Origin of the sequence: Pseudomonas phytophila (assembly GCF_025643095.1) — a bacterium.
GTDB classification, from domain to species: domain Bacteria; phylum Pseudomonadota; class Gammaproteobacteria; order Pseudomonadales; family Pseudomonadaceae; genus Aquipseudomonas; species Aquipseudomonas quasicaspiana.
In genome coordinates this window covers 4,777,979-4,795,988 of the sequence record NZ_CP081201.1, presented here as the reverse complement: position 1 = coordinate 4,795,988, position 18,010 = coordinate 4,777,979, and the positions used below count along the sequence as shown (strand labels likewise).

The following is an 18,010-nucleotide window of genomic DNA, read 5'->3' as shown; positions in this document are numbered from 1 at the left end:
AAAACAGGCGCGAGAGTATAAAGCTCTGCGCGCCTGCTGTGGGGTTGAACTGAACAGTTCCGCCAGTCGTTAGCGAATTTTACCTTCGCTCAGAGTCAGCTCTTCCTTGGCAAAATCATCCACGTCGATGACTTTGCGTCGTGCCGCCTCGGCTGCCCGCAGCGTCTCGGCCTCGGCCGGTTGAAGCACACTGGCGTTGAGCGCTGCGTCGATCACGTGCTCGCCTGCGGCCGGTTTGAACTGGCCGCCCTTGAAAGCCACATGCAGCTTTTTGTGCAGTGGTTTCGCGGCGTTCAACAGATCGCTGGCATGTTGCAGGGCGCCAACAGCGTCGTCCGGCGATTGCGGGCGGTAGCAGCCCGCCAGCAATTCTTCCAGGGTCGGATCGCCTTTGGCGCGGCCCAGTACAGCGGCAACCTGTGCATCCAGCGCATCGGACGGGCCTTTGTGGCGACGTCCGAACGGAAACACAACAACGCGCAACAGAGCGCCCAGCACACGGTTCGGGAAGTTGCTCAGCAGCTCGTCCAGTGCGCGTTCGGACTCACCCAGTGCTTCTTCCATTGCCCAGCGGAACACCGGTTGCAGATGTTCAGGGTAGTTCAGGTCGTGGTAGCGCTTGAGGGCTGCCGACGCCAGATACAGGTGGCTCAATACATCGCCTAGTCGCGCAGACAGACGCTCGCGACGCTTCAGTTCGCCGCCGAGCAACATCATGCTCAGGTCGGCCAGCATGGCGAAGGCTGCGGCCTGGCGATTCAGCGCGCGGTAGTATCCCTGACTCAGGCTGTCCCCCGGAGCTTTCTCGAAGTGACCGAAGCCCAGGTTGAGGATGAACGTGCTGGCAGCGTTGCTCACGGCAAAACCGATGTGCTTGAGCAGCAGGCTGTCGAACTCGAGCAGTGCCTGGTCATGGTCTGCGCGACCGGCCAAGGCCATTTCCTTGAGGACGAACGGATGGCAGCGAATCGCGCCCTGGCCAAAGATCATCAGGTTGCGCGACAGGATGTTTGCGCCTTCAACGGTGATGAAGATCGGCGCACCTTGCCAGTTGCGGCCCAGATAGTTATTTGGGCCCATGATGATGCCCTTGCCCCCATGTACGTCCATGGCGTGGGTGATGCATTCGCGGCCACGTTCAGTCAGGTGGTACTTGAGAATCGCCGAGAGCACTGAAGGTTTTTCGCCAAGGTCCACAGCATTAGCGGTGAGCATGCGTGCGCTGTCCATCAGCCACGCGTTGCCGCCGATCCGCGCCAGGGATTCCTGAATACCTTCGAAGGCCGACAGCGGTACGTTGAACTGCTCACGTACCTGGGCGTATTGGCCTGTGACCAGACTGGTGAACTTGGCAGCGCCGGTGCCCACAGCTGGCAAGGAGATGGAGCGTCCCACCGACAGGCAGTTCATCAACATCATCCAGCCTTTTCCGAGCATTTCCTGACCACCGATCAGGTACTCCAGCGGGATAAATACGTCCTTGCCAGAGTTTGGGCCGTTCATGAATGCGGCGCCTAGCGGCAGGTGGCGACGGCCGATTTCAACGCCCGGTGTTTCAGTCGGGATCAGTGCCAGGCTGATGCCCAGATCGACTTCTTCGCCCAGCAAGTGCTCCGGGTCGTAGGCCTTGAACGCCAGGCCGAGTAGGGTGGCGACGGGGCCGAGGGTGATGTAGCGCTTTTCCCAATTCAGGCGCAGACCGATCACTTCTTCGCCCTGCCATTGGCCTTTGCAGATAATGCCGGTGTCCGGCATGGCGCCTGCGTCGGAGCCTGCCAGCGGCCCGGTGAGCGCAAAACACGGAATGTCATCGCCGCGAGCCAGACGCGGAAGGTAGTGATTGCGTTGCTCGTCGGTGCCGTAATGCAGCAGCAGTTCCGCAGGACCGAGTGAGTTGGGGACCATAACCGTCGAGGCCAGGTCGCCGCTGCGGGTAGCCAGTTTCATCGCTACTTGTGAGTGGGCGTAGGCCGAGAAACCTTTACCGCCGAACTCTTTAGGGATGATCAGGGCGAAGAAACCGTGTTGTTTGATGTGCTCCCAAGCGCGGGGCGGCAGGTCCATGGCCTGGCCGATTTCCCAATCGGTGACCATCGCGCACAGCTCTTCGGTCGGGCCGTCGATGAATGCCTGTTCTTCGTCGGTCAGTTGGACTTTCGGATAGCTGAGCAACAAGTCCCAGTCAGGACGGCCGCTGAACAGCTCGCCATCCCACCAGACCGTGCCCGCGTCGATGGCATCGCGCTCGGTTTCCGACATGGGCGGCAACACTTTCTTGAACCAGGTGAACATCGGCGCAGTGAAATGTTTGCGCCGCAGGTCCGGCAGCGCCAGCGGCAATGCCACGGCCAGCAGCAGGATCCAGAAGATCACCATCAACCAGGTCGGCGCATGGCTGATGATGCCCATCGCCAGCAGGTAAGCAGCCACCACGCCCAGCGCAGGCATAGGTGCAACGCGGCGGTGCGCCAGCCAGGCGATGCCTACGACCAGAACCACAATCCACAACAACAGCATAAGTAATCCTCCGTGATGACAGCAGCGAGAAGCCACTATCATGAGCCGGGGCGTGTTTCGTCAAGAAGGTCGCCCGAGCGGGTGCATGGATAGTGACCCTGGCGGGGGGAGGGAGTTTCAATGTTTGATCTGGCCACCATGTGTCTTGGGACCTGTGGGAGCAGAGCTTGCTCGCGATGAAGACTACTCGGTTTAGTTTGGATTGCGTCCAGCCTTATCGCGAGCAAGCTCTGCTCCCACAGGATCGCGCACGACCATCGCGTTTCGCTGTAAATGGCCTATCCTGTCGCCCATCTTCAAGGAGAAAACAATGCTTAAAATCTGGGGTCGGAAAAACTCTTCCAATGTGCGCAAGGCACTCTGGATCGCTGAGGAACTGGGTCTGCCGTACGAGGCGCTGGACGCAGGCGGGGCGTTCGGGCTGGTGGATGGCGCTGAATATCGAGCGAAGAACCCCAACGGGCGTATTCCGATGATCGAAGATGGCGATTTTGTGTTGTGGGAATCCAACGCCATCGTGCGTTATCTGGCGGCCCGTCATGCGCCTGACTCAGCGCTGTATCCCTCCGATGTTCAGAAGCGCGCAACCGCAGACAAATGGATGGACTGGACCACCTCGACCTTTGCCGGTCCTTTTCGCGATGTGTTCTGGGGCGTATTACGCACCCCGGCCGAGCAGCAGGACTGGGTGCAGATCAACGGCGCGATCAAAACCCTGCAGAGCCTGTTGATCGTTGTCGATGAAGCGCTGCAGAAGCAGCCTTATCTGTCCGGTGCCGAATTCGGCATGGGTGACATCCCGCTGGGCAGCTTTATTTACGCCTGGTTCGAAATGCCGATTGAACGACCTGCCATGCCGCACCTCGAAAGCTGGTATGAGCGGCTTAAAGCCCGGCCTGCTTATCAGGCGGCGGTCATGACCGCGCTCACCTGACCGAGTTAGATGAGCCGCGTCGATAGGTACTATCAATAGATCGCGCTGTACTTGAACGGTCCGGCCGAGCACCATTGCGGTGCTGGCTGGAGTTGTAATCATGTGTGTCAGCCCTCATCTACATCCCCTATTTCTTCACTGGTAATTTTTCCGACATGAGTTCTGCTCTATCCATCCGGCAGCTAACCAAAACCTACGGCAACGGTTTCCAGGCCCTGAGTGGTATCGATCTGGACGTCGCTGAAGGTGATTTTTTTGCTTTGCTCGGCCCGAACGGCGCCGGCAAATCCACCACCATCGGCATCATCTCGACGCTGGTCAACAAAACCAGCGGCACGGTGAATATCTTTGGCCATGATCTTGACCGCCAGCCCGCTGCGCTGAAGCGCTGTATCGGCGTGGTGCCTCAGGAATTCAACTTCAACCAGTTTGAAAAAGCCTTTGATATCGTCGTGACCCAGGCCGGTTACTACGGCATCCCGATGAAGATCGCCAAGGAACGCGCCGAGCAATACCTGACCCAGCTAGGGCTGTGGGATAAGCGCGACGTGCCTTCACGTTCGCTGTCTGGCGGCATGAAGCGACGTCTGATGATCGCCCGGGCTCTGATTCACCAGCCACGTCTGCTGATCCTTGATGAGCCAACGGCCGGGGTTGATATCGAGCTGCGTCGCTCCATGTGGTCGTTCCTCACCGAGCTGAACGAGCAGGGCACCACCATCATTCTGACCACGCACTACCTGGAAGAGGCCGAGCAGTTGTGTCGCAACATCGGCATCATCGACCACGGGGTGATCGTGGAAAACACGGGCATGAAGCAATTGCTCAACAAGATGACCGTGGAAACCTTTCTGCTGGATCTCAAGCACGAACACCATGTCGCGCCACAGCTGATGGGTTATCCATGCACGCTGATCGACAGTCATACCCTGGAAGTGCAAGTCGACAAGAACGTTGGCATCACCGCACTGTTCAGCCAGTTGGCGGCGCAGAATATTGAAGTGCTGAGCCTGCGCAACAAAACCAATCGCCTTGAGGAGTTGTTCGTGTCACTGGTGGAAAAAAATCTGGCGAAGGTGGCGGTATGAGCAACGAAACGACTTCCGAACTGCGCCCCAATCTGGTTGCCCTGAACACTATTGTCTATCGCGAAATACGTCGTTTCATGCGCATCTGGCCGCAAACCTTGCTGCCGCCAGCGATCACCATGGTTTTGTATTTCGTGATCTTCGGCAACCTGATCGGCCGACAGATTGGCGACATGGGCGGCTTCACCTACATGCAATACATCGTGCCGGGTTTAATCATGATGTCGGTGATCACCAACTCGTATGGCAACGTGGTGTCGAGTTTCTTTGGTGCCAAGTTCCAGCGTTCGGTTGAGGAACTGATGGTTTCCCCGGTCTCGCCCCACACCATCCTGATCGGCTACGTGCTGGGCGGTGTGCTGCGCGGTCTGGCGGTGGGCTTTATCGTGACACTGCTGTCGATGTTCTTCACTGATCTGCAGGTTCACCATCTGGGTGTGACCATTGTGGTGGTGTTGCTGACGGCGACGATCTTCTCGCTATTGGGCTTCATCAACGCTGTATTTGCGCGCAACTTCGACGATATCTCTATCATCCCGACGTTCGTGCTGACCCCGCTGACTTATTTGGGGGGCGTGTTCTACTCCATCAGCCTGCTGCCACCGTTCTGGCAAACCGTGTCGCTGGCCAACCCGGTTCTGCACATGGTCAACGCTTTCCGTTACGGCATCCTGGGTGTCTCCGACATCCGCATCAGCATTGCCATGGCGTTCATGGTGATCGCGACCATCGTGCTGTATATCGGCTGCGCGCGGTTGCTGGTCAGCGGGCGCGGGATGCGCTCTTAATAGACTCGGGATTGAAGCATTTTTTTGTGGGAGCAGACCAGGCTCTGCTCCCACAGGGTATGCATCGTTCCAAGGTAATGTGAAAACACCATGCTGGTAATCTCCAACAACGTGCACCTTCCCGATGCCGAAATCGAATTGACTGCCATCCGTGCCCAGGGCGCGGGTGGGCAGAACGTCAATAAGGTTTCCAGTGCGGTGCACCTGCGTTTCGACATCAACGCTTCATCGCTGCCGCCTTTCTACAAAGAGCGGTTGCTGGCGTTGCGCGACAGCCGGATCACCAGTGAAGGCGTGCTTGTGCTCAAGGCCCAGCAGTACCGCACTCAGGAACAGAACCGCACCGATGCGCTTGAGCGGTTGGCCGAACTGATCGTCAACGCGGCCAAGGTCGAGAAGAAGCGTCGGCCGACCAAGCCGACGCTGGGTTCAAAGACCCGCCGTCTGGAATCCAAGACCAAGCGTGGCTCGATCAAGGCGGGTCGCGGCAAAGTGGATTTCTGATCAAGCGCTCTGTTGGCGCGCTGCTTTCGCTTGCTTGTATAGCCAGACGCTCAGGGCCAGACCGCTGAGAGAGGCTAGCGCTGCAAACAGGAAGATTGAGGCAAAGCCAAAGCCTGCCGCCACCGCTCCGGCCACAGGACCGGTGATCCCCAGCGACAAGTCAATGAACAGGGAATAAGCGCCTACCGCTGCGCCTCTGCTCGAGGCGGGCACCAGATTTACGGCTTCTACACCCAGGGCCGGGAATACCAGCGAAAAGCCAAAGCCAGTCAACGCCGCGCCTGCCAATGCCAGCTCCGGGGACGGGGCCATCCACAACAGCAGCAAGCCAAGGCTTTCAACACTCAGGCAACCGATTGCCACTTTGAAGCCGCCAATCCGGTTGATCATGTTGCCGAACAACAGCCGCGCCCCGATGAATGACGCGCCGAACAGACTCAGACACAGCACGGCGTTCGGCCAGTTATGGCTGTTGTAATACAGCGTGATGAACGTAGCGATGGTGCCGAATCCGATAGACCCCAGCGCCAGACCCATGCCGTGGGGAAATACTTTGCCCAGCACGTGAATGAACGGCATGCGCTCGCCATGGACGATCGGCACTGCTTCTTTGTTCCAGCCCAGTTTCAGCCCGAGCAGGGCGAGCAGAATGATGCTCACACCCATACTCCAAAGCCCCAGTGTGCTGACCAGCATCACCCCCAGCGGCGCGCCGATGGCCAGCGCACCGTAACTGGCGATGCCATTCCAGGAAATCACTTTGGCGGTGTTCTGCGATCCAACGCGGCCAATGCCCCAGCCTATCGATCCGGAACCCACCAGACTCTCGGCACTGCCCAGCACCAGTCGGCCGAAGAACAGGCTGATCAGGCTGACCATGGGCCACGCCTGCAACCAGCTCGACAGCAGCATGAACACGCCACTGAGGCCGCAACCGGCCAGACCGAACAGCACGGCTTTTTTGGGACCGAGGTTATCGATGATGCGTCCGGCATACGGGCGGCTGAGCAGGGTGGCCAGATACTGCACGCTGATCACCAGCCCCGCAGTCACTGCGCCAAACTCCAGATCGGTGTGGACGTATCCTGGTAGTACCGCCAACGGGATACCGACGTTCAGGTAGCCGATAAAAGTGAACATGACGATGGAGACAACTTGCAGAGTGACTGCCATGGGGCGTTGGGAATCACTGCGGGGTGTATCAGGCATGGGTAAGCGGTCCACTGTTGCGGCGGGGGAAATCTAACGGGTGCTGCAGGTCAGGTCGAACCCTGGCAGGCAAACAAGTGCTCAATGATAGCGGCGAACGAGCGTTGGGCTGGAGGTCTGGTCAAAAAAAATTACAGCGAGGGTATGCGGTCAGGAAGGGGCAGAGCCTTATTGAGACTGTTCAGGCGCGACCAGTTGGGTCGTCACCAGCGCGGCGAGGGCGTTTTCCTGATTGCCGAAGCGGTCGAGCAGGGCTTGCTTCTTCTCCGGGCTCAGCTGTGCCCAGATTTTGATCATGAGTTCGGCGGTGCCGATCAGGGTATTGGCTTGTGCTTCGTTGAAGTCTTTCATGTGCAGCCTGTGGTCATCGGCAATCAGACGTATGAAAACACAGCGAGGCTGGTTTCCGATACGTCTGAAAAAATCACCCTCAGTCTTCGCTGGAGGCTTGCTGGCCTTGTTCGGCCTGTACACCGGCTTTCATGTCGACCGGTTGACCGAGTTCCAGTTGAGCCAGTGTCGATTGCTCAGGCTCTTTCTGGCCAGGGGGAAAGTTTGGAATTTCATGCATTTTCGATGCTCCTTGCACAAGTTTTTTAGTTGCTGGGCAGAACCAGTGCTTCTAAAAAGCTTGGGCAGGATACAGCAGAGATAATGACAAACAGATTTTTATCTTGACCGTTGGTCATGTGCGGAAACAAAAACCGGGTTTTATTGTCCCGCGTTGTAGCGCTCTTGGTTCAGGAGGGGCACACACGAGTCTGAGTTGAAATGCGGTCCTGTGGGAGCGGTGCTTGCCCGCGATAAACGATAACGCGGTATGTCTTCGGGCTGCGTCTCATGCATCGTCGGAATGCCCCCCAGACCAAGCCCAGCTCCTATCAAACAAACTACAACTATTTGATTTGGATTACTTTTTCATCTGTAGGAGTGCGCTTGCCCGCGATCGCGTCAGCACAGGCAATATATTCATCGACTGACAGACCGAATCGCGGGCAAGCGCGCTCCTACAGGGTCCGTGTTTGCTGCGCGACAGCGTGGTGTCAGGGACACCGGGGCGGCTCCCACAGAGGTTTATGTCAGCCTGAGAAGTTTCATTTTCTCCCCTCAGCGCTTTTCGCCACCTCATCCGTGCGCGCCGCCATGATGAAGTCGTTGCGGTGCAGGCCTTTGATGGAGTGGCTCCACCAGGTCACGGTGACTTTGCCCCATTCGGTCAGCAGACCCGGGTGATGACCTTCTGCTTCGGCTATCTCACCCACAGCATTGGTGAATGCCAGCGCGAACTTGAAATTCTTGAACAGGTAGATTTTTTCCAGCTGCATCACACCGTCGCGGACCTCGATGTTCCAGTCCGGGATCTGCTTCAACAGCTCAGGCAGTTCGGCTTCACTGACTTGCGGGGCGTTGGCGCTGCAGGCTTCGCAGCTGGCTTGGGAGAGATTGGTCATCAATAGGTTTCCTGTTCAGGCCACTTGGGGGGGCTTGGATGAAGAGCTGGATGAAGGGCGGGGCGGGAATTTCGGTGCGTGCAGACCCAACTGCAGGGCTTGCTCGACCATCCCCATGATGTCTTCCTGAGCCAGGTCGAACAGCCGCTTCAAATCAGGCAACACAAAATACAAGGGTTGCAGGATATCGATACGGTAAGGCGTGCGCATCGCTTCCAGAGGATTGAACACCTGATGTTCGGGCGCATTCGAGAGACTGTAGACCGCTTCCTTGGGCGAGGAAAGAATGCCTCCCCCGTAGATTTTCCGACCTTGCGGCGTGTCGACCAGACCGAATTCAATGGTCATCCAGTACAGCCGCGCCAGATACGCACGCTGTTCTTTGCTGGCGCTGAGGCCGAGCTTGCCGTAGGTATGGGTGAATTCGGCGAACCAGGGATTGGTCAGCAGCGGGCAATGGCCGAAGATTTCGTGAAAGATGTCCGGCTCTTGCAGGTAATCCAGTTCCTCCTGACTGCGAATGAACGTCGCCACCGGAAACTGCTTGTTGGCCAGCAGCTCGAAAAAGGTCTGAAACGGAATCAGCGCCGGCACCCGCGCCACTTGCCAACCGGTGGTCGCACCCATAACGCTGTTGATTTCCGAAAGTTGCGGAATGCGGTCATGGGGCAGGGCCAACTGCTCGATGCCGTCGAGGTATTCCTGGCAGGCACGGCCTTCAATCACCTTCATTTGCCGGGTGATCAGCGTGTTCCATACCTCATGCTCGGCGCTGGGGTAATCAATCACCCCATGATCGTCGGGTTCCCGTGCCACGTATTTCGCAGGGCTCATACAGCTCTCCTCGGGGTTCTTTTTATTGGGTTTGTTGCGAACGCCCAAGGTCATCAATAGCGCATTTCAGGCTTGCAGGCTGTCGGCGTTTTGATCTGACAAAGGCCGTTAATGGCGAAATCCCGTAAAGAAATCTTTACGGGATGGGCGAATCCCTGATTATCTTGTGGTGGAGTAAGTTTTACGGGGTTCTGGTGTAACGAATTCTTGACGCTAAACTTCGCCTCATCACAAAAATAACAACAGCCACAGGACTCATCTGCCATGCGCATCAAAGTGCACTGCCAGAACCGCATCGGTATGACCCGCGACATTCTCGAGCTCCTGGCCTCGTACGGCGTTAACGTCGCCCGGGGTGAGGTGGGCGGGGAGCATGGCGACGCCATCTATCTGCACTGCCCGAACCTGATCAATCTGCAATTTCAGTCATTGCGCCCGCGCTTCGAAGCCATTGCCGGCGTCTTTGGCGTCAAGCGTGTCGGGCTGATGCCCAGCGAGCGACGGCATATGGAGCTGGATGCGCTGCTGGGCGCTCTGGAGTTTCCGGTGCTGTCCATCGACATGGGTGGTTCGATTGTCGCGGCTAACCGGGCCGCCGCTCAGTTGCTGGGCGTGCGTGTGGATGAGGTGCCGGGCATAGCGTTGTCGCGTTATGCCGAGGACCTGGATGTGCCGGAGTTGATCCGCAGCAACAAATCCCGGATCAATGGCTTGCGAGTGACCATTCGGGGCGATGTGTTTCTTGCGGATATCGCGCCCTTGCAGTCTCGCCACGACGACAGTGAAGCCATGGCGGGGGCAGTGTTGACCCTGCATCGTGCGGATCGGGTGGGTGAGCAGATCTATCAGGTTCGCAAGGAAGAACTGCGCGGATTCGACAGTATTTTCCAGAGCTCCAGAGTCATGGCCGCAGTGGTGCGTGAGGCGCGGCGCATGGCCCCGCTGGACGCACCCCTATTAATTGAAGGTGAGACGGGCACCGGCAAAGAGCTGCTGGCCCGCGCCTGCCACCTCGCCAGCCCCCGTGGCCAGTCGCCGTTGATGGCAATGAACTGCTCGGGCCTGTCGGATGCCATGGCCGAGACCGAGCTGTTCGGTTACGGCCCAGGTGCATTCGACGGCGCGCGAGCCGAGGGCAAACTGGGTCTGCTGGAGCTGACGGCGGGAGGCACACTATTTCTGGATGGCGTCGGCGAACTGAGTTCGCGCATGCAGGCCAAATTGCTGCGTTTCCTGCAGGACGGCTGCTTCCGGCGAGTCGGCAGCGACGAAGATGTTTTTCTCGATGTGCGCATCATGTGCTCGACGCAGGTTGACCTGTCTGAGTTATGTGCGAAGGGCGAGTTTCGCCAGGATCTCTACCATCGCCTCAATGTTTTGAGCCTGCACATCCCGCCGTTGCGTGAATGCCTGGATGGTCTTGGCCCGCTGGTTGAGCATTTTCTGGATCAGGCCAGCCGCCAGATAGGCTGTCCGCTACCGAAACTGGCAACTGCCGCCATGGAGCGTTTGAGTCATTACCAGTGGCCGGGCAATGTTCGGCAACTGGAGAATGTCCTGTTTCAGGCAGTTTCGTTGTGCGAGGGCGGGACGGTTAAAGCCGAACACATTCGCTTGCCGGATTACGGCCTGCGCGATCCGTTGGCACAGTTCTCCATGGACGGAGGGCTGGAAGAGATAGTCGGTCGTTTTGAAAAGGCGTTATTGCAGCGTTTATATGCGGAATATCCCAGCAGTCGACAACTTGGAAAACGTTTGGGTGTATCCCATACAACAGTGGCTAACAAGTTGCGGGATTATGGGGTGGGTTCTAACAAGCCTGATCGTGTGTAAATCGAATTTTAATGGTCGGCGTTTTATTAACGCCTAAACGCCTAATGGTATTAATTATCAGGCAGCACATGTCTTTCTGAGTTGAAGAGGGATTAACTGTGGGAGCGAATTTATTCGCGAAGGCGGTCGTTCAGGCGATACACGGGTTGTGAGTGTACCGGCCCCTTCGCGAATGAATTCGCTCCCACAGAGGGTGTGCTTGACCCCGTAATAGCGTTGTCCCGAAAACCTCAACTATTGCTGCAGCCGTTACCCATGACCTGATAGCCCATCACGTGTTGCTGGCCTTTGGAGTCTTCATAGGTCATGCGCATTGGCACGACCTTGCAGACGTCAGGGATGGCGGTGATGGAAATGACTTTGGCAATATCAGGGTGGCTGCCGTAGGTGTACTGCTCGACGCGTGCTTGTTGGGCAGCAACTTTTGCTCCGGATTCTTCAGCCATTGCAAATGTGCTGAAACCACAGAGTGCCAGAACCAACAGTGAAACTTTCATTTCTGTCTTACCTTCTTGAGTTCGAGAGGGGATACACCGCCCTTGTAAAGCGATGTGTAGCCTTTAATGATTAACTCGCCGTGGGGGCTGTCAGTTATTTATCAGGTGCCTTGTTTGGCGAAGTCGATTCTATGCCTGTCACCGCACTTCATATAGAAACACTTTTGATAAACACTATTGAGCGAATTGACAACAATCCCTGAGAGCACCGGGCCAGAGGCTTATGAACGGTTGACTGCGTTCTTGTCTGTGCCTTTCAATGGTCCTAACGGGCCTGTTTATCTGAACGGTAAGACCATCGTCGAATGGTCCCGACGCCGACAGGCGGATACAACAGGGGCATAAAACAACAACTATCCACCGAGGTAACCAAGATGAGTGCAGCTTCCCTGTACCCCGTCCGCCCAGAAGTCGCAGCGAGCACGCTGACCGATGAGGCGACCTACAAGGCCATGTACCAGCAGTCGGTGGTCAATCCCGATGGCTTCTGGCGTGAACAAGCTCAGCGTCTGGACTGGATCAAACCTTTTACCTCGGTCAAGCAGACCTCTTTCGATGACCACCGTGTCGACATCAAGTGGTTTGCCGATGGCACCCTGAACGTCGCCTATAACTGCCTGGATCGCCATCTCGAAGAGCGCGGCGACACCATCGCTATCATCTGGGAGGGCGACGATCCTTCCGAAAGCCGCAACATTACTTATCGCGAGCTACATGCTGAAGTCTGCAAGTTCGCCAACGCGTTGCGCGGTCAGGATGTGCACCGTGGCGACGTTGTCACTATTTATATGCCGATGATTCCCGAGGCCGTGGTCGCCATGCTGGCCTGCGCCCGTATCGGTGCGATCCACTCGGTGGTGTTTGGTGGTTTCTCGCCGGAAGCACTGGCTGGCCGCATCATCGACTGCAAATCCAAAGTGGTCATCACTGCTGACGAAGGCCTGCGCGGCGGCAAGAAAACCGCTATGAAAGCCAACGTTGACCGGGCGCTGACCAACCCGGAAACCGCCAGCGTGCAGAAAGTCATCGTCTGCAAACGCACTGGCGGCGACATCGAATGGAACCGCCACCGTGACATCTGGTACCACTCGTTGCTGGAAGTGGCGTCCGAGACCTGTGCGCCGAAAGAAATGGGTGCCGAAGAGTCGCTGTTTATCCTTTATACCTCTGGCTCAACGGGCAAACCGAAAGGCGTGCTGCACACCACGGGCGGTTATCTGTTGTATGCCGCACTGACTCATGAGCGAGTGTTCGACTACAAACCGGGCGAAATTTACTGGTGCACCGCTGACGTTGGTTGGGTCACGGGCCACAGCTATATCGTCTATGGCCCGCTGGCCAACGGCGCCACCACGCTGTTGTTCGAAGGCGTACCGAACTATCCGGACATCACGCGTCTGTCGAAGATCATCGACAAGCACAAGGTCAATATCCTCTACACCGCACCGACTGCCATCCGCGCGATGATGGCTGAAGGCACCAAGTCCGTTGAAGGCGCTGACGGTTCAAGCCTGCGCCTGCTGGGTTCGGTAGGCGAGCCGATCAACCCGGAGGCCTGGAACTGGTACTACAACACGGTTGGCAAGAAAAACTGCCCGATCGTCGATACCTGGTGGCAGACCGAAACCGGCGGCATTCTGATCAGCCCGCTGCCGGGCGCGACGGCCCTCAAGCCTGGCTCGGCAACGCGTCCGTTCTTCGGCGTGATTCCGGCGTTGGTGGATAACCTTGGCAACCTGATCGAAGGCGCTGCCGAAGGCAACCTCGTCATCCTCGATTCGTGGCCGGGTCAATCGCGCTCCTTGTACGGCGACCATGACCGGTTCGTCGATACCTACTTCAAGACCTTCCGCGGCATGTACTTCACGGGTGACGGTGCGCGTCGTGACGAGGACGGTTACTACTGGATCACCGGTCGCGTGGATGACGTGCTTAACGTCTCTGGCCACCGCATGGGCACGGCTGAAATCGAAAGTGCGATGGTTGCGCATCCGAAGGTGGCCGAAGCCGCAGTGGTCGGCGTACCTCATGACCTGAAAGGGCAGGGCATCTACGTTTACGTGACGCTCAACGGCGGTGAAGTGCCGGATGATGCTTTGCGCAACGAGCTGCGTAACTGGGTCCGTAAAGAAATCGGCCCGATTGCTTCGCCAGATGTGATTCAGTGGGCACCAGGCCTGCCGAAAACCCGCTCCGGGAAAATCATGCGCCGCATCCTGCGCAAGATCGCCACGGGTGAATACGATTCGCTGGGCGATATCTCGACCCTGGCCGATCCGAGCGTGGTGCAGCATTTGATCGATACGCACAAGACCATGAAAGTGGCCTGATAGTCAGCGGTTGAAAGAGCCCCATCCGGTGTGAGCCGGGTGGGGCTTTTGTTTTCCAAATCAAAACCGAAGCGCTCCTATCGCGAGCAAGCTCGGCTCCCACATGTGAATGCGATTTCATGTGGGAGCCGAGCTTGCTCGCGATAGGAGCAGCACAAAAACCTCAGGCTCCACGAAATCTCAGCTTCATCCAACCAGGATATATATCGACCTGTTACCCACCCCACCGCTCAGGTAACGCCACTCCCGCTTATGGGGCAACGCACCTCACATCTGTAAGAATCTGCGGCTCAAATAGCTGGCAGATAAACATGCGGCAATCCCGCCCTTGCCGTATTACAAGGCTTTGCCAATAATGGGCGCGCATTTTGCTGCAATCACGGGTTATCCCTCTTTTCGCCTTTGCATAACCATTTTTGGTTGTCAATGCGCATGCCGTGATTTTCAGTGCATTTGTAACTAGTTGTCGCATTGAAGAAATATCGACTTCGAGCGTCCCGTTAAAATGCCGCTCACTCGCCGCAGGCTTGCAGGTCCGCATACCGGTCCCAGTCGCCTGGCGTCTATCTCCAATAGTCCTCTTCGCATCCTGGGCTCTTGCTCACGTTGCCATTTGTCGTGTTTTACCGACGGAGTCCTGACAATGAAAAAGCTCATGCTGCTTGGCGCAATGGCGCTGACCGTTCTGGCGCAGCCAGTGTTCGCAGACGAAAAGCCTCTGAAAATCGGTATTGAAGCAGCGTACCCTCCGTTTGCCTCCAAAGCACCGGACGGCAGCATCGTCGGTTTCGACTACGATATCGGCAACGCGCTGTGTGCTGAGATGAAGGTCAAGTGCACTTGGGTCGAGCAGGAATTCGACGGCCTGATCCCGGCGCTGAAAGTGCGCAAGATCGATGCGATCCTTTCTTCGATGTCCATCACCGAAGACCGCAAGAAGTCGGTTGATTTCACTGATCGCTACTACAGCACTCAGGCGCGCCTGGTCATGAAGGAAGGCACCACCGTCAGCGACAGCCTGGATGAACTCAAAGGCAAGACGATCGGCGCGCAACGTGGAACGATCCACGACACTTTCGCGAAAAAGGTGCTTGAGCCCAAGGGCGCTGTGATCAAGTCCTACAGCTCCCAGAACGAAATCTACCTGGACCTCAAGGCCGGTCGTCTGGACGGCACGGTAGCGGACGCGACCCTGCTGCAGGACGGTTTCCTGAAAACCGATTCGGGCAAAGGCTATGCTTTTGTCGGCCCGGCATTCACTGACCCGGCTTACTTTGGTGACGGCATCGGCATTGCTGTTCGCAAGGGCGACAAAGCCAACGTTGAGCGCATCAACGCCGCAATCGCTGCGATTCGCGCCAACGGCGAGTACAAGAAGATTCAGGACAAGTACTTCGACTTCGACGTTTACGGCAAGTAAACCTGTCGTCACGGATGGCGCAGCCAGAAGCCGGTTTCGGTGTTGTGGCTAGCGCCATTTTTTACACCCATGAGGACTGCACAACATGTTGAATGGCTACGGGGCTGTCATCCTCGAGGGCGCAGGGCTGACGCTGCAACTGGCCCTGTCGTCGATGGCGCTGGCAATCGTCCTGGGTCTGATCGGTGTGTCGTTGCGTTTGTCGCCGGTGCGCTGGCTGGCCTGGCTGGGTGACGTGTATTCCACCGTGATTCGCGGGATTCCCGATCTGGTCCTGATCCTGCTGATTTTCTATGGCGGTCAGGGTGCGTTGAACACCATTGCGCCGATGCTCGGTCACGACGATTACATCGACCTGAGCCCGCTGGCTGCCGGTATCGGCACCCTGGGTTTCATCTTCGGTGCTTATCTGTCGGAAACCTTCCGCGGTGCATTCATGGCCATTCCAAAAGGGCAGGCCGAAGCGGGCCTTGCTTACGGGATGAGTCACTCCAAAGTGTTTTTCAGAATTCTGGTGCCGCAGATGGTTCGCCTGGCGATCCCCGGCTTCACCAACAACTGGCTGGTACTGACCAAGGCGACCGCGCTGATTTCGCTGGTCGGTCTGCAGGACATGATGTTTCTTGCCAAGCAGGCAGGCGACGCCACCAGTCAGCCCTTTACCTTTTTCCTTGCGGTGGCCGGGATCTATTTGCTGATTACCAGCGTTTCGCTGCTGGCTCTGCGCCTTGTCGAAAAACGTTACTCCGTTGGAGTAAGGGCGGCTGACCTGTGATTTTTGATTACAACGTCATATGGGACAGTCTGCCGCTGTACTTCGCCGGTCTGCTGACCACCCTTGAATTGCTCGGCATCGCCCTGGTGTTTGGTCTGTTGGCGGCGTTGCCACTGGGTCTGATGCGGGTGTCGAAAAAGCCCTGGGTGAATATGCCTGCGTGGCTTTATACCTACGTGATTCGTGGCACGCCGATGCTGGTGCAGCTGTATCTGATCTATTACGGCCTGTCGCAGTTCGCTGCGGTCCGGGAAAGCTTCCTGTGGCCATGGCTGTCCAGTGCGACCTTTTGCGCTTGTCTGGCGTTTGCGATCAATACCAGCGCCTACACCGCGGAAATCATCGCTGGCAGCCTCAAGGCTACGCCTGCGGGCGAGATTGAAGCGGCACGCGCCATGGGCATGTCAAAATCCAAAATGTACCGCCGCATCCTGCTGCCTTCGGCGTTGCGTCGAGCGCTGCCGCAGTACAGCAACGAAGTGATCATGATGCTGCAGACCACCAGTCTCGCGTCCAGCGTGACTCTGGTCGACATCACCGGAGCGGCCCGGGCGGTCAACTCCGAAAGCTTTTTGCCCTTCGAGGCGTTTATCACCGCAGGCGTGTTCTACCTGTGCCTGACATTCATTCTGGTGCGCCTGTTCAAGCTGGCTGAACGCCGCTGGCTGGGCTACCTCGCACCCCGGAAGGCCTGACATGCAAAGAACCGATCATGTATTGCCGTGGAGCACCCTCGGCACCGAGCGTCACCTCAGCGTGTTTCGTTTCGGCAGCGGCGAGCGCAAGGCCTACATACAGGCCAGCCTGCACGCAGATGAACTGCCGGGTATGCGCACGGCCTGGGAGCTGAAGAAGCGTCTGGCCGAACTGGAAGAGCAGGGCGCGCTCAAGGGCGTTATCGAACTGGTACCGGTCGCCAACCCGATTGGCCTGGGCCAGCTGCTGCAAGGCGCGCACCAGGGCCGCTTCGAGTTCGGCAGTGGCAAGAATTTCAATCGCGATTTTTCCGAACTGAGCGAGCCGGTGGCCGAGTTGCTTGAAGGCCAGTTGGGCGATGACCCGCACAGCAATGTGCAATTGATCCGTCAGGCCATGACCACGGTGCTGGCTAATTTGCCTCCAGCTGAAAGTGAGCTGCGCGGCATGCAGCGGATTCTGCTGAGTCACGCCTGCGTGGCCGATGTGGTGCTCGACCTGCATTGCGACGCCGATGCTGCATTGCACATGTACGCCTTGCCGCAGCACTGGCCGCAATGGCGCTCCCTGACTGCGCATTTGAATGTGCAAGTGGCCTTGCTGGCGGAAGACTCGGGTGGCAGTTCGTTCGACGAGGCCTGTTCGCTACCGTGGTTGCGCCTGTCGCGGATTTTCCCTGATGCGCAGATCCCGCTGGCCTGCCTGGCAACTACCATTGAACTGGGCGGTCAGGCCGATACCGGTAAACCTGAGGCCGAGGCTCATGCCGAAGGCATTCTGGCGTTTCTTGCCGGGCAAGGTTTTATCAGTGGTGACTGGCCGCAGGCAGCCCATGAAGAGTGCGAAGGGATGCCGTTCGAAGGCACTGAATTGCTGTTCGCCCCGCACCCTGGCGTGGTGAGTTTCCTGCGTGAAGCAGGCGCCTGGGTCGAAGTGGGTGAGCCGCTGTTTGAAGTGATTGATCCGCTGTCTGACCGGGTCAGTACTGTTTGCTCGAATACCGCCGGGGTGTTGTTTGCCATCGAGCGACTGCGTTACGCCCAGCCGGGCTTCTGGCTGGCCAAGGTGGCGGGTCGTACTGCCCGACGTCAGGGTCGCTTGCTCAATGACTGACCCATTTGTGAGAACTGAAAG

Annotated in this window: 17 protein-coding genes; 10 read left to right on the top strand and 7 right to left on the bottom strand. The window is 57.5% G+C overall.

The features are described from left to right. Window positions 1-69: 69 nt before the first annotated feature. The gene (locus K3169_RS21685) at window positions 70-2,517 is read right to left on the bottom strand and encodes an acyl-CoA dehydrogenase (protein WP_263267930.1); all 2,448 of its coding nucleotides are present in this window, start codon (window positions 2,515-2,517) and stop codon (window positions 70-72) included. Between the two features lie 310 nt (window positions 2,518-2,827). Between K3169_RS21685 and K3169_RS21680 the strand changes: the two genes are divergently transcribed. The 4 genes from K3169_RS21680 to arfB all read left to right on the top strand — a co-directional run bounded on the left by K3169_RS21680 (window position 2,828) and on the right by arfB (window position 5,831). Further along, a complete protein-coding gene (locus K3169_RS21680) occupies window positions 2,828-3,451 on the top strand; it encodes a glutathione S-transferase family protein (RefSeq protein ID WP_231677470.1) in 624 nt (207 codons plus the stop codon). A gap of 155 nt (window positions 3,452-3,606) precedes the next feature. Beyond that, window positions 3,607-4,539 (top strand): ABC transporter ATP-binding protein, encoded by a 933-nt coding sequence (locus K3169_RS21675; RefSeq protein ID WP_027897901.1) that lies wholly within the window; start codon window positions 3,607-3,609, stop codon window positions 4,537-4,539. Further along, on the top strand, window positions 4,536-5,327 hold the full coding sequence (locus K3169_RS21670; protein WP_027897900.1) for an ABC transporter permease: 792 nt from the start codon (window positions 4,536-4,538) through the stop codon (window positions 5,325-5,327). Before K3169_RS21675 ends, K3169_RS21670 begins: the two co-directional genes overlap by 4 nt. Window positions 5,328-5,417: 90 nt before the next feature. After that, window positions 5,418-5,831, top strand: coding sequence for an alternative ribosome rescue aminoacyl-tRNA hydrolase ArfB (arfB, locus tag K3169_RS21665; RefSeq protein ID WP_231677471.1), 414 nt, complete (start codon window positions 5,418-5,420; stop codon window positions 5,829-5,831). Here the strand turns inward: arfB and K3169_RS21660 are convergent, their stop codons facing one another. The 5 genes from K3169_RS21660 to phhA form a co-directional block, all read right to left on the bottom strand. Further along, window positions 5,832-7,040, bottom strand: a complete 1,209-nt coding sequence (locus K3169_RS21660; protein ID WP_263267926.1) for an MFS transporter — start codon at window positions 7,038-7,040, stop codon at window positions 5,832-5,834. Window positions 7,041-7,208: 168 nt separating this feature from the next. Further along, complete coding sequence (locus tag K3169_RS21655; protein ID WP_122704439.1) at window positions 7,209-7,391, bottom strand: hypothetical protein; 183 nt, start codon at window positions 7,389-7,391, stop codon at window positions 7,209-7,211. 79 nt (window positions 7,392-7,470) lie between these two features. After that, window positions 7,471-7,611: a hypothetical protein gene (locus tag K3169_RS21650; RefSeq protein WP_164706047.1), complete on the bottom strand. Its 141-nt coding sequence runs from the start codon at window positions 7,609-7,611 to the stop codon at window positions 7,471-7,473. Window positions 7,612-8,134: 523 nt separating this feature from the next. Beyond that, window positions 8,135-8,491: a 4a-hydroxytetrahydrobiopterin dehydratase gene (locus tag K3169_RS21645; RefSeq protein ID WP_122704441.1), complete on the bottom strand. Its 357-nt coding sequence runs from the start codon at window positions 8,489-8,491 to the stop codon at window positions 8,135-8,137. A gap of 15 nt (window positions 8,492-8,506) precedes the next feature. Further along, a complete protein-coding gene (gene phhA, locus K3169_RS21640) occupies window positions 8,507-9,325 on the bottom strand; it encodes a phenylalanine 4-monooxygenase (protein ID WP_263267923.1) in 819 nt (272 codons plus the stop codon). A gap of 264 nt (window positions 9,326-9,589) precedes the next feature. Between phhA and K3169_RS21635 the strand changes: the two genes are divergently transcribed. Beyond that, on the top strand, window positions 9,590-11,158 hold the full coding sequence (locus tag K3169_RS21635; protein ID WP_263267921.1) for a sigma-54-dependent transcriptional regulator: 1,569 nt from the start codon (window positions 9,590-9,592) through the stop codon (window positions 11,156-11,158). A gap of 230 nt (window positions 11,159-11,388) precedes the next feature. Here the strand turns inward: K3169_RS21635 and K3169_RS21630 are convergent, their stop codons facing one another. Continuing rightward, window positions 11,389-11,655: a DUF2790 domain-containing protein gene (locus K3169_RS21630; protein ID WP_087273874.1), complete on the bottom strand. Its 267-nt coding sequence runs from the start codon at window positions 11,653-11,655 to the stop codon at window positions 11,389-11,391. Window positions 11,656-12,029: 374 nt separating this feature from the next. Here K3169_RS21630 and acs point away from each other — a divergent pair, with 374 nt between their 5' ends. The 5 genes from acs to K3169_RS21605 all read left to right on the top strand — a co-directional run bounded on the left by acs (window position 12,030) and on the right by K3169_RS21605 (window position 17,989). Next, window positions 12,030-13,985 carry an acetate--CoA ligase gene (acs, locus tag K3169_RS21625; RefSeq protein ID WP_122704445.1) on the top strand — a complete coding sequence of 652 codons (1,956 nt, stop codon included), beginning with the start codon at window positions 12,030-12,032 and terminating at the stop codon, window positions 13,983-13,985. A 643-nt stretch (window positions 13,986-14,628) separates the two neighbouring features. Then, complete coding sequence (locus K3169_RS21620) at window positions 14,629-15,405, top strand: ABC transporter substrate-binding protein (RefSeq protein ID WP_099267398.1); 777 nt, start codon at window positions 14,629-14,631, stop codon at window positions 15,403-15,405. Window positions 15,406-15,490: 85 nt separating this feature from the next. Continuing rightward, window positions 15,491-16,180: an ABC transporter permease gene (locus K3169_RS21615; protein ID WP_027900070.1), complete on the top strand. Its 690-nt coding sequence runs from the start codon at window positions 15,491-15,493 to the stop codon at window positions 16,178-16,180. Continuing rightward, window positions 16,177-16,875, top strand: a complete 699-nt coding sequence (locus tag K3169_RS21610; protein WP_027900071.1) for an ABC transporter permease — start codon at window positions 16,177-16,179, stop codon at window positions 16,873-16,875. Before K3169_RS21615 ends, K3169_RS21610 begins: the two co-directional genes overlap by 4 nt. A 1-nt stretch (window position 16,876) precedes the next feature. Then, entirely contained in the window at window positions 16,877-17,989 is a 1,113-nt protein-coding gene (locus tag K3169_RS21605; RefSeq protein WP_231666918.1) for a succinylglutamate desuccinylase/aspartoacylase family protein, read from the top strand. Window positions 17,990-18,010: the final 21 nt, after the last annotated feature.